Below are 11,112 nucleotides of genomic sequence, written 5' to 3'. Positions count from 1 at the left end.
GAGACCGACGTTGCGCCGCTCTCGCGCGAGGAGCTGGAAAGCTGGCGGAAAAACCTCAAGGACCTGACACGACGTTTTCGCGAAGCGTTGAGTGAGTGCTGATCAGGACCGTCGCTGGTACACTAGCGGCCTTTCGTGGAGAACAGCCCTTTATGTCAACGTCCTTTCTTGAAATTGTCGAGTTGCCTGATGGCCGGATCGAGCTGCGCCGCGCCGAGGACGAAGGTTCGCTGGTAACCCTGGATTTCTCAGAGGATGCCAAGGCGTTCCTGCAAGGGCAGCATGTGGAAGTGGCCAAGGCCATGCTCAGTGTTGGCGTGCAGATGGCCGGTCGTCTTGCCGAAGGTGAGCTGGAACGCGACGAAGGGCCGCGCGTCCTGCATTGAGTCATACGCCGGACTTCCCGGGGTGGGAAATCCGTGTCTGCAAAGCCTGATCATCAGCCTAGGCGGATGTTCAGGCTTTGTGCGTTTCCGGCATCGGCGGCGCGAATCAGTTGCTGGCGCGCGCTGGCATTCAGAGCGCCCAGCCAGCTGACCACGGTATGGCTGCGGCCGAGACGCAGCGCCTCGCAAGACAGTTGCAACGCACTCTGCTTGCCGCGGGGCTTGAGCAGCAGGATGCGTTCGCGGTTCAGCCCGGCGTCCCGTAGCCAGGCGTGAGTCAGGCTGGCGGGCGGATCGATCAGGGTCAGCCAGCGGGCATCCTGTTCTTCGCTGAGCTCGCGCAGCACAGGCGCCAGGAGGCTGTGACAGTGGCCCGGCGCACCGCGCAAGGACAGTTCGCTGAAGACCTCTGGCTGATAGCTGTGGCGTGGCGTTTCGCTCACCTTCATGCCAGGCAGTACGGGCTGTGCCAGAAAAGCTTCGAAGAGCGAAAGCTGGGCTTGGTGGGGTGCGTGGGTGGACTGCATGTCGCCTCCTGTTATCGGCGTATGACGCCAACGCTCAAGCCCTCGATCACCAGCTCCTGATCTTTCAGGTTGACTTCGATTGGGGCAAATTCGGGGTTTTCGGCCAGCAACCAGACTTTGTTGCCTTCGCGCTTGAAGCGCTTGACCGTGACTTCGTCGCCCAGGCGCGCGACCACGATCTGGCCATTGCGGGCCTCACGGGTGGTGTGCACGGCGAGCAGGTCGCCATCGACGATGCCGACATCCCTCATGCTCATGCCGCGTACGCGCAACAGATAGTCCGCGCGGGGATGGAAGAAGGCCGGGTTGATGTTGCAGGATTCTTCTATGTGCTGCTGGGCAAGGATCGGCGCGCCGGCAGCGACACGGCCGATGATTGGCAGGCCGCTGTCATCGGCCCGGGTCTCGTGGCCGGGGATGCGGATGCCGCGCGAGGCGCCAGGGGTCATCTCGATCGCGCCCTTGCGGGCGAGGGCCTTGAGGTGCTCCTCGGCGGCGTTGGGCGACTTGAAGCCCAGCTCCAGCGCAATTTCCGCGCGGGTCGGCGGGAAGCCGTTGTCGTCCAGGCAGCGTTTTATGAATGCAAGGATTTCTGCTTGGCGTGGCGTGAGTTTAAGCATGGCGGGCGCTCTGTCTTTTTGTACAGTGACTGGGATTATATACAGTAGTTGGCAAGCTGCAAGCCGGAAGCTTCAAGCGGCGGGCAAAAGCACCTTGGCTTCTTCTTCCCCCAGGTTGACGCGCGAGGCTTGCCGCTGCGAAAGGCTGTGTTTTAATGGCGACCAGCCGGTCACGAAGCCTTGACAGGTGCCCCGCCTGAAACGTATGTTTCAAACAACTGTTTGTTTTGTCAGGCGGAGTAGTCATGGCCCAGTCGGAAACCGTTGAACGCATTCTCGACGCTGCCGAGCAGTTGTTCGCGGAAAAAGGTTTCGCGGAAACCTCGTTGCGGCTCATCACCAGCAAGGCTGGGGTCAACCTGGCGGCAGTGAACTATCACTTCGGTTCCAAGAAGGCCCTGATCCAGGCGGTCTTTTCGCGTTTCCTCGGCCCTTTTTGCGCAAGCCTCGAGCGCGAGCTGGAACGCCGGCAGACACGCCCGGAGCACAAACCCACGCTTGAAGAGCTTCTGGAAATGCTGGTCGAGCAGGCTCTGGCGGTGCAGCCGCGCAGTGGCAACGACCTGTCGATCTTCATGCGCCTGCTGGGTCTGGCTTTCAGTCAGAGTCAGGGTCATTTGCGGCGCTACCTCGAGGACATGTACGGCAAGGTGTTCCGCCGCTACATGTTGCTGGTGAACGAGGCCGCGCCGCGCATTCCGCCACTCGAGCTGTTCTGGCGCGTGCACTTCATGCTCGGCGCCGCGGCGTTCAGCATGTCCGGCATCAAGGCACTGCGGGCGATTTCCGAGACCGACTTTGGTGTCGATACCTCCATCGAGCAGGTCATGCGCCTGATGGTGCCTTTCCTGGCTGCCGGCATGCGTGCCGACAGCGGCGTCACCCATGCGGCGATGGCCGCCGCCCAGTTGCGTCCGCGCAGCAAGTCCGCCAGCACGTCAGCCTCGGCCAAGGCCTGAAGGCCCTCCCTGAACTTGAAGGATCACTTATGACCGTCAGCCTGCAAGGCTCCCTGATGGTGGATATCGCCGGTACCTGGCTGACCGCCGAGGACCGCCAGTTGCTGCGCCAGCCCGAGGTGGCCGGCCTGATCATCTTTGCCCGCAATATCGAGAGCCCGCGCCAGGTGCGCGAGTTGTGCGCCTCGATCCGGGCGATTCGCCCCGAGCTCATCCTGGCGGTCGACCAGGAAGGCGGGCGGGTCCAGCGCCTGCGCCAGGGCTTTGTGCGCCTGCCCGCGATGCGTGCGATCGCCGATAACGAAAACGCCACTTACCTGGCCGAGCAGTGCGGTTGGCTCATGGCGACCGAGGTGCTGGCGGTCGGCCTGGACCTGAGCTTCGCCCCCGTGCTGGACCTGGACCACCAGCGCAGCGCGGTGGTCGGCAGCCGGGCGTTCGAAGGCGACCCGCAGATTGCCACGCAACTGGCCGGCGCGTTCATCCGCGGCATGAATGCCGCGGGCATGGCGGCGTGCGGCAAGCATTTTCCGGGTCATGGGTGGGCCGAGGCGGATTCGCACGTGGCCATCCCGACCGATAAGCGAAGCCTTGAGCAATTGCGCCAGGCCGATCTGCTGCCTTTCTCCCGCCTGGGCGGCCAGCTGGCGGCGGTGATGCCGGCGCACGTGATCTATCCCCAGGTCGACAGCCAGCCGGCCGGTTTCTCCCGCCGCTGGTTGCAGGACATTCTGCGGGGCGAGCTGGGCTTCAAGGGCGTGATCTTCAGTGATGACTTGTCGATGGCCGGAGCCCATGTGGTCGGCGATGCCGCCAATCGTATCGAGGCCGCGCTGGGTGCCGGCTGCGACATGGGCCTGGTGTGCAATGACCGGGCCGCGGCGGAGCTGGCGTTGAGCGCTGCGCAGCGGCTGAAGGTGCAGCCATCGCCGCGGATCGCGCAGATGCGCGGGCAGGGGTTCGCGCGGACCGACTACCGCGAGCAGCCACGCTGGCTGGAAGCGCTCGGGGCGCTGAAGGATGCGCAGCTGGTGGATTGAGTGGTAGCCGCGGGCAGCGGCTACAATCCGGCCCGCTTGCCGGGCAGGGGGGCGAAGAGGGCTTCGATCTCTTCGTCTTCCATCCGCCATTGCCCCGCCTGGCCACCCTCGAGCAATCCAGCGGCGAGCGCCGCCTTCTCCTGCTGCAGCTTCTGGATCTTCTCCTCGACCGTTCCGCGGGTGATCAGCTTGAACACGAACACCGGCTTGTCCTGGCCGATCCGGTAGGCGCGGTCGGTGGCCTGGTTTTCGCTCGCCGGGTTCCACCAGGGATCGTAGTGGATGACGGTGTCGGCGGCGGTCAGGTTGAGCCCGGTGCCGCCGGCCTTGAGGCTGATCAGGAACACGCGGGTGTCGCCGTTCTGGAATTCCTGCACCGGGGCGCGGCGGTCACGGGTGTCGCCAGTCAGCAGGCTATAAGGCACCTGGCGTTTCTGCAGTTCCTGCTCGATCAGCGCCAGCATCGAGGTGAACTGTGAGAACAGCAGCACGCGGCGGCCCTCGCTGAGCAGTTCCTCAAGCATCTCCAGCAGGCTGCCGAGCTTGCCCTTGTCCGTCTGCGAGCTCTTGACCTCGACCCCCTTGACCAGCCGCAGGTCACAGCACACCTGGCGTAGCTTGAGCAGCGCGTCGAGAATGACGATCTGGCTACGCGCCGCGCCGCTGCGGGCGATTTCGTCGCGAACCTTCTTGTCCATCGCCACTCGCACGGTCTCGTAGGTATCGCGCTGGGCGTCGCTGAGCTCGACCCAGTGCACCATCTCGGACTTGGGCGGCAACTCGCTGGCAACCTGTTCCTTGGTGCGTCGCAGCAGGAACGGACGGATGCGGCTGGCCAGGTGCGCCATGCGCTCGCCGTCGCCATGGCGCTCGATCGGTGTGCGGTAGTCCTGGGTGAAGCGTTTGCTGTCGCCCAGCCAGCCGGGCATCAGGAAGTGGAACAGCGACCACAGCTCGCCGAGGTTGTTTTCCATGGGCGTGCCGGTCAGGCACAGGCGCTGGCTGGCGTTCAGCTCACGGGTGGCCTGGGCCGCCTTGCTGTTGGCGTTCTTGATGTTCTGCGCCTCGTCCAGCACCAGCACGTGCCAGGGTTGCGCCTTGTGGTGCGCCACGTCGCGGGGGAGCAGGGCATAGGTGGTCAGGACCAGGTCGAAATCCTGCAGCCTGCTGAAATGCTTGTTGCGGCCCGCTCCCTGCAAGGCCAGCACTCGCAGCCCGGGGGCGAAGCGCTGGGCTTCGTCGAGCCAGTTGGGAACCAGGCTGGTGGGCATCACCGCCAGCGCAGGATGCTGCAGGCGCCCGGCCTGTTTTTCCAGCAACAGGTGGGCCAGGGTCTGCAGGGTCTTGCCCAGGCCCATGTCATCGCCAAGGATGCCGCCTGTGCCCAGCTCGCGCAGGGCCTGCAGCCAGTTCAGGCCTTGCTGCTGATAGGGTCGCAGGCTGGCGTTGAGCCCTTCTGGCGGCGCGACCTGCAAGTCGCGCGCATCGCGCAGGCGGCGACCCAGGTCGCGCACCCGGGCGCCGCCTTCCCATAGCAGCGGCAGCGACGCCATGTCGTTCAGGCGCGGTGCATCGGCGGTCGGCAGGCGCAAGGCGGGGCCGCCGCTGTCATCGCCCAGATACAGCTCGCCGAGGGTCTTCATCACGGTCTTGATTCGCCCGTAGGGCAGCGCCACGCGCAATGCCTGACTGTCGTGGCGGGCGCGGTTCAGGTCGATCAGCAGGTGCTCGTCATCGCTGCGCCTGGCGAGTTCCGCGGGGCGCAGCAGTTCCGGGCTGGTGCGCAGCAGGTGAAGAATGATCGGCAGCAAGCTGTGGCGCTGGCCGTTGACTTCGATCCCCAGCTCCAGGTCGAACCACTCATGGCCTGGGGCTTCCTCGACTGTGGCGTACCAGTCATCCACTTCCTGCAGATTGAAGGCAAAATCACGGTGCACGTCGATCTGCCAGCCCGCCTCGCGCAGGCGTGGCAAGTCGTTGCGGGCAAAGCGCAGCCAGGCTTCGTCATCGGGCAACTGGAGCATTTCGCCGGCGCTGTCGGGCAGGGCCTTGCTTTGGCGAGTGGCGGGCTTGAAGCCCAGCTCGCGCAGGGTCTTGCGCAAGGCCTGCTCGGCGGCTGGCTGGCGCGGGATGCGCTGGCTGAGCGTGTCGCGCAGACGGCTGAGCGGTTTCAGGTCGGTGCCGGTCGCGCGTAGGCCGTCGTAGTCGAAGGCAAGGGCGGCGCGGTGTTGCAGCTGGCGTTGCATGCGTCCGGTCTTGGGCATGTAAGCGCTGAATTCGAGGCTGCCCAGGGACAGGTGGGCAATGGGCATGATGCCGGCCAGGTCCTCGCTGCGCACTGTCGCAGGGGTCGGTACCTGGCGATCGAGAGAGTTGAGGCGATGGCTCAGCGGTACCACGAGATGCTCGGGCACATCCGGGGCGATCGACAGCGAGCTGGCGATGAACGGGTCCAGCGAGTGGATCAGCCTGCCTGTCGTGTTCTGCTCCTCGTCGATGTAGAACAAGGGTTCCAGCGGCACGACAGCGGCAGGGCGATTGTCGATGTGCCACACGCCCCGGTAGTTGCCGTTATCCAGCCGTACCCAGCGAAACTCGGCGGGGCAGTCGCGGCCGGGCGTCAGGCCCTCCTGCGAGTCCTCGAACAGCAGCCGGCCGGTGGCCAGCGCGGCCTCGAGCAGTTCGGCGCCCCACGTATCGCGCAGGCTCAGCATGTCCGGCATGCCGCCACTGGGCCGGCGGGCTTCGATCTGCCTGAGCAGGCGGGCGTCAGCCTCGGTCACGTAGCGGGGCGGGTAGTAGATCAGTTCGTTGAACGAGCTGATCTTGCCGAAGCGAAGCTCGCCGTCGGGCTGGCGGGTGCCCTTGAGCACCCGCAAGTAGCAGAAGTCCCGGTCCGCGACCAGGCGGTAATACAAGGCCCGGCCCTTGGTCTCCGGCTTGCGGGATGCCGTCGGTTCGACGGGGGTCTCCAGCAGTGTCATCCAGTCCTGCAGGTCAGGCGTCAAGGGTGGGGACGCGCCCGGCTGGGTCTGGACCTGGTCGCCCTCATTGTATTCGGGTCCGCGCTGCAGCTCGAACAGCACGGCGGCGCAGTGCTTGCAATTGCGCCTTACCGGGCAGGTGCAGGTGCCCCTGATGTCCATGTGGGCATCGCCCGGGTCAAGGATGACCTGTTGGCGATAGCGCTCACCGGCAGACCCGTCGCAGAAGGCCTCGACGACCAGATCATCGATGGACTGGATCTGCACGCGGCCCAGCAACGTGTATTCCCGGCCCCGATCCAGGGTCCGGCGGTCGAAACTGCCGGTCCAGTCATGAAGGGCCCGCACATAGATCTGCGCTTCGCTCGTCATTGCGTCACTGCTCCATCATCTCGGGGTCCAGCGTCGGGATCTTGCGAGCCCCCACGGGCGCCACCTTGAGCAACAGCGCCAGGTGCCCGCCATCGAGGAACGTCAACTGGCCGCGCTTGATGTTGCTGTTGGCCTGGCGGAACTGCTCGCTTCGCAGCACGCTGCCGTTGTCGTCCAGCTGGTTGACCCAGAAGGTGGCCTCGGCACCGATGAAGCGCGCCTGCACCAGGCTCAGTACGCCTTCGATGGGAAAGTGGCCGAACTGCTCCTGCCCTTCGCCCAGGGCGATGCGTACCGGCTCGCTGCCCACTGCCTGTTGCCAGGCCTTGTGCAGCAGCACGGTGTAATCGGTGCCTGCCTGCAGGCGGGCGACCTCTTCGTCCAGGGTGGTCGGGCGCAGGGCCTCCTTGGCCAGGCGTGGCGCGCCCGCGCTCCAGTCCTCGGGCGCGAAGGGGCTGGTGATGGCCGGCACGGCGTTCTGCCGTACCAGGATCATCTCCACCTGATACAGGCCTTCGGCGAAGGCAGCTGGCGCGAACAGCGCCAGCAACAGGGTCAGGCTACGGATGGCACGCATGGATCTTCCTTCAGGCAGACGCGGGTGTCAGGCGCTCGAACAGCGCCTCGAGAGTATTGAAGCGTTCGTCGGCGCGCTCCATCGGCACCATGAAGCGGAACTGGGTGGCGCCCTCGAACTTGTAGCGCTTGGGCTGGCCCTGGATCAGCTTGATCAGGGTCAGCGGCTCGACCGGGGTCTCGGCCTCGAAGTCGATCTTGCCGCCGTTGGGACCGGCATCGACCTTCTTGATGCCGAGCTTTTCCGCCTGCAGCTTGAGCAGGGTCAGGCGCACCAGGTTCTTGGTCGGCTCCGGCAGCAGGCCGAAGCGGTCGATCATCTCGACCTGAAGGTCCTTCAGGCCCTCTTCGTCGACCGCCGAGGCGATGCGCTTGTAGAGAATCAGCCGGGCGTGCACGTCGGGCAGGTAGTCCTCGGGAATCAGCGCCGGCAGGCGCAGGTTGATCTCGGGGCCACCGCCCAGCGGCTGGTCAAGGTTCGGCTGGGTGCCCTTGCGGATGGCCTTGACCGCGCGCTCGAGCATCTCCATGTACAGGGTAAAGCCGACGGCCTGGATCTGCCCGCTCTGGCCTTCGCCGAGCAGCTCTCCGGCGCCGCGGATTTCCAGGTCGTTGGTGGCCAGCACGAAGCCTGCGCCCAGGTCCTGGGTGTTGGCGATGGCCTCGAGGCGTTTCTCGGCATCGGCGCTGACCTTCTGCCGCGCGGGCGTCAGCAGGTAGGCATAGGCCTGGTGGTGGCTGCGCCCGACCCGGCCGCGCAGCTGGTGCAGCTGGGCCAGGCCGAACTTGTCGGCGCGCTCGATGATGATGGTGTTGGCGCTCGGCACGTCGATACCGGTCTCGATGATGGTCGAGGCGATCAGCACGTTGAAGCGCTTATGGTAGAAATCGCTCATCACCTGCTCGAGCTCGCGCTCGCGCATCTGCCCGTGGCCGATGCCGATACGTGCCTCGGGCACCAGCTCGGCGAGATCGGCGGCGCATTTCTCGATGGTCTTGACGTCGTTGTGCAGGTAGTAGACCTGGCCGCCGCGCAGCAGCTCGCGCAGCAGCGCTTCCTTGACCGTGCTCTTGTTCTGCTCCATGACGAAGGTACGCACCGACAGGCGCCGCGCGGGCGGAGTGGCGATGATCGACAGGTCGCGCATGCCGGCCACGGCCATGTTCAGCGTACGCGGGATCGGCGTCGCGGTCAGGGTCAGGATGTCGACCTCGCTGCGCAAGGTCTTCAGCTGTTCTTTCTGGCGCACGCCAAAGCGGTGCTCTTCGTCGATCACCACCAGGCCCAGGTCCTTGAAGCGCACGTCGTCCTGCAGCAGCTTGTGGGTACCGATGAGGATGTCGATCTTGCCTTCGGCAAGCTCCGCGGCGGCGGCGTTGACCTCCTCGGCCGACTTGAAGCGGCTCATCACCTCGACCGTCACCGGCCAGTCGGCGAAGCGGTCGCGGAAACTGTTGTAGTGCTGCTGGGCAAGCAGGGTGGTGGGCACCAGCACCGCCACCTGGCGGCCGCTGTGCACCGCGATGAACGCCGCGCGCATGGCCACCTCGGTCTTGCCGAAGCCGACGTCGCCGCACACCAGGCGGTCCATCGGCTTGGCGGCGAGCATGTCGCCGCGCACCGCTTCGATGGCGTTCTGCTGATCGGGGGTTTCCTCGAAGGGGAAGCCAGCGCTGAAGGTGGCGTAGTCGCCGGCCGGGTCGGCGAAGGCATGGCCTTTGCGGGCGGCGCGGCGGGCATAGATGTCGAGCAGTTCGGCGGCCACGTCGCGGACCTGTTCGGCCGCTTTGCGCTTGGCTTTTTGCCAGGCCTCGGAGCCCAGCCGGTGCAGCGGGGCGAGGGCGTCGTCGGTGCCGGTATAGCGCGCGATCAGGTGCAGGTTGGCTACCGGCACATAGAGCTTGGCGTTCTCGGCGTATTCCAGGGTCAGGAACTCGGCGGCCTGGCTGTCGATTTCGAGCGTCGCCAGGCCCAGGTAGCGGCCCACGCCGTGGTCGATGTGCACCACCGGGGCGCCCTCGCGCAGCTCGGTGAGGTTCTTGATGACCGCATCGTTGGCCGCCTCGCCCCGTTTCTCGCGCCGCCGGCGCTGCATCACGCGCTGGCCGAACAGCGGGCTTTCGGCGATCAGCGCCAGGGCCGGGTCATCGAGCAGCAGGCCGTCGTCGAGCGGCGCGATGGTGATCGCCAGACGCTCGCTGCCGGTGATGAAGTCGGTCCAGCCTTCGACGGTCCTGGGGCGCAGCTTGAGGCGCTCGAGCAGCTCGAGCAGCACTTCGCGGCGGCCCGCCGACTCGGCGGTGAACAGCACGCGGCCGGGGAACTGGTCGAGGAAACCGGCGAGTTCCGCCAAGGGCTGGTTGGCCTTGGCCTCGATGGCGAGGTTGGGCAGCGGCCGCGCCGGAAAACTTTCGCGCCCGTTGCCGGCGTCGAGCGGCTCGGTGCTGACCACCACGCGTGGCCACTGCTTGAGCCGGGCGAAACAGTCCTCGACCGGCATGAACAGCTCGGCCGGTGGCAGCAGCGGCCGGGTCAGGTCGCCACGGCGTTCTTCATAGCGCCCGCGCACATCATTCCAGAAATGCTCGGCGGCCTGCTCGACCCCTGGCAACGAGAACACCTGGGTGTCCTGGGGCAGGTAGTCGAACAGGGTCGCGGTCTCCTCGAAGAACAGCGGCAGGTAGTACTCGATGCCGGCCGGGATGATGCCGCTGGCCAGGTCCTGGAAGATCGCGCTGCGCCGGAAGTCGACATCGAAGCGCTCGCGAAAGCGTGCCTTGAACCGTGTCACCTCTTCCTTCTGCAGCGGAAACTCGCGGGCCGGCAGCAGGCGTATCGACTCCACTTTGTCGATCGAACGCTGGGTCTCCGCATCGAAAGTGCGCAGGGTCTCGATCTCGTCGTCGAACAGATCGATGCGGTAGGGCAGCTTGCTGCCCATCGGGAACAGGTCGATCAGCGCGCCGCGCACGGCGAACTCGCCGTGTTCGTACACCGTGTCGACGCAGCGGTAGCCGCTGGCCTCGAGCCGCGTGCGCATCTGCTCGACGTCGATCTTCTGGCCGATGTCCAGCACCAGGCTGGTGCCCAGCAGAAAGCGCGTCGGCGCCAGGCGGTGCAGGGCCGTGGTGATCGGCACCACGAGGATCCCGTGCTCGAGCTCCGGCAGCCGGTACAGGCTGGCGATGCGCTGGGAGATGATGTCCTGGTGCGGCGAGAACAGGTCGTAGGGCAGGGTTTCCCAGTCGGGGAAGGGCAGGACCGGCAGGTCGGGAGCGAAGAAGCGCAGCTCCCGTTCGAGGCGGTCGGCGGCCTGGCTATCGGCGGTCAGCAGCAAGGTAAAGCGCTTGGCGCTACTGGCGGCCTCGGCGATGGCGAGGGTCAGGGCGGCGCCCGGCAGGCTGCCCCAGGTTTGTTTGCCAGCGGTTGCCGGCAGGTTCGGTAAGCGCAGTACAGACACGGGAGGTGGAACTCCAACGTTGCGGCAAAGAGGTCGATTGTACCGGGGCAGGGGGCATGCTGTCAGGTTTGCGAGGGCTTTGCGGCGGCCTTTGGTGGTGGCGATAGGCGCGCATTGCCCGAAGCGTTGCGGGACGTCATAATGTAGCCCCTTTTTTCTGTCCCTACATGTGGAAGGTTCCCGTGAC

The 11,112-nt window shown here is 65.8% G+C and carries 8 protein-coding genes and 1 pseudogene; 4 read left to right on the top strand and 5 right to left on the bottom strand.

Annotated features, from left to right (window positions below; translation table 11 throughout):
- A pseudogene (locus tag VJS90_RS06685) lies at positions 1 to 102 on the top strand (PasA protein); the annotation flags it as partial.
- 50 nt (positions 103 to 152) lie between these two features.
- Complete coding sequence (locus VJS90_RS06680) at positions 153 to 386, top strand: hypothetical protein (RefSeq protein ID WP_324120262.1); 234 nt, start codon at positions 153 to 155, stop codon at positions 384 to 386.
- A gap of 53 nt (positions 387 to 439) precedes the next feature.
- Here the strand turns inward: VJS90_RS06680 and sulA are convergent, their stop codons facing one another.
- Together sulA and lexA are read right to left on the bottom strand one after the other, a co-directional pair.
- Positions 440 to 913 carry an SOS-induced cell division inhibitor SulA gene (gene sulA, locus VJS90_RS06675; RefSeq protein WP_324120261.1) on the bottom strand — a complete coding sequence of 158 codons (474 nt, stop codon included), beginning with the start codon at positions 911 to 913 and terminating at the stop codon, positions 440 to 442.
- Positions 914 to 924: 11 nt separating this feature from the next.
- Positions 925 to 1,533 (bottom strand): transcriptional repressor LexA, encoded by a 609-nt coding sequence (gene lexA / locus VJS90_RS06670; protein ID WP_324120260.1) that lies wholly within the window; start codon positions 1,531 to 1,533, stop codon positions 925 to 927.
- A gap of 245 nt (positions 1,534 to 1,778) precedes the next feature.
- Between lexA and VJS90_RS06665 the strand changes: the two genes are divergently transcribed.
- Both VJS90_RS06665 and nagZ read left to right on the top strand, forming a co-directional pair.
- Complete coding sequence (locus VJS90_RS06665) at positions 1,779 to 2,492, top strand: TetR/AcrR family transcriptional regulator (protein WP_324120259.1); 714 nt, start codon at positions 1,779 to 1,781, stop codon at positions 2,490 to 2,492.
- A gap of 41 nt (positions 2,493 to 2,533) precedes the next feature.
- Entirely contained in the window at positions 2,534 to 3,532 is a 999-nt protein-coding gene (nagZ, locus tag VJS90_RS06660; protein ID WP_324120263.1) for a beta-N-acetylhexosaminidase, read from the top strand.
- A gap of 20 nt (positions 3,533 to 3,552) precedes the next feature.
- Here nagZ and VJS90_RS06655 read toward each other — a convergent pair whose 3' ends face one another.
- Genes VJS90_RS06655 through mfd form a run of 3 tightly spaced genes read right to left on the bottom strand, consistent with a single transcriptional unit; the run spans position 3,553 to position 10,925 of the window.
- Complete coding sequence (locus tag VJS90_RS06655) at positions 3,553 to 6,888, bottom strand: DEAD/DEAH box helicase (protein WP_324120258.1); 3,336 nt, start codon at positions 6,886 to 6,888, stop codon at positions 3,553 to 3,555.
- Positions 6,889 to 6,892: 4 nt separating this feature from the next.
- A complete protein-coding gene (locus VJS90_RS06650) occupies positions 6,893 to 7,465 on the bottom strand; it encodes a CsiV family protein (protein WP_324120257.1) in 573 nt (190 codons plus the stop codon).
- A gap of 10 nt (positions 7,466 to 7,475) precedes the next feature.
- The gene (mfd, locus tag VJS90_RS06645; protein WP_324120256.1) at positions 7,476 to 10,925 is read right to left on the bottom strand and encodes a transcription-repair coupling factor; all 3,450 of its coding nucleotides are present in this window, start codon (positions 10,923 to 10,925) and stop codon (positions 7,476 to 7,478) included.
- Positions 10,926 to 11,112: the final 187 nt, after the last annotated feature.

This window comes from Pseudomonas sp. (assembly GCF_035277045.1).
In the GTDB taxonomy this organism is placed as follows: Bacteria; Pseudomonadota; Gammaproteobacteria; order Pseudomonadales; family Pseudomonadaceae; genus Aquipseudomonas.
The sequence above is the reverse complement of the archived record's forward strand: the minus strand, read 5'-3'. Positions and strand labels throughout refer to the sequence as shown.

What these genes read in the sequence shown, in the direction of transcription:
- VJS90_RS06680 (WP_324120262.1), top strand. Translation starts at nt 153, where the DNA reads ATGTCAACGTCCTTTCTTGAAATTGTCGAGTTGCCTGATGGCCGGATC.
- VJS90_RS06650 (WP_324120257.1), bottom strand. Translation starts at nt 7,465, where the DNA reads ATGCGTGCCATCCGTAGCCTGACCCTGTTGCTGGCGCTGTTCGCGCCA.
- VJS90_RS06665 (WP_324120259.1), top strand. Translation starts at nt 1,779, where the DNA reads ATGGCCCAGTCGGAAACCGTTGAACGCATTCTCGACGCTGCCGAGCAG.
- lexA (WP_324120260.1), bottom strand. Translation starts at nt 1,533, where the DNA reads ATGCTTAAACTCACGCCACGCCAAGCAGAAATCCTTGCATTCATAAAA.
- sulA (WP_324120261.1), bottom strand. Translation starts at nt 913, where the DNA reads ATGCAGTCCACCCACGCACCCCACCAAGCCCAGCTTTCGCTCTTCGAA.
- VJS90_RS06655 (WP_324120258.1), bottom strand. Translation starts at nt 6,888, where the DNA reads ATGACGAGCGAAGCGCAGATCTATGTGCGGGCCCTTCATGACTGGACC.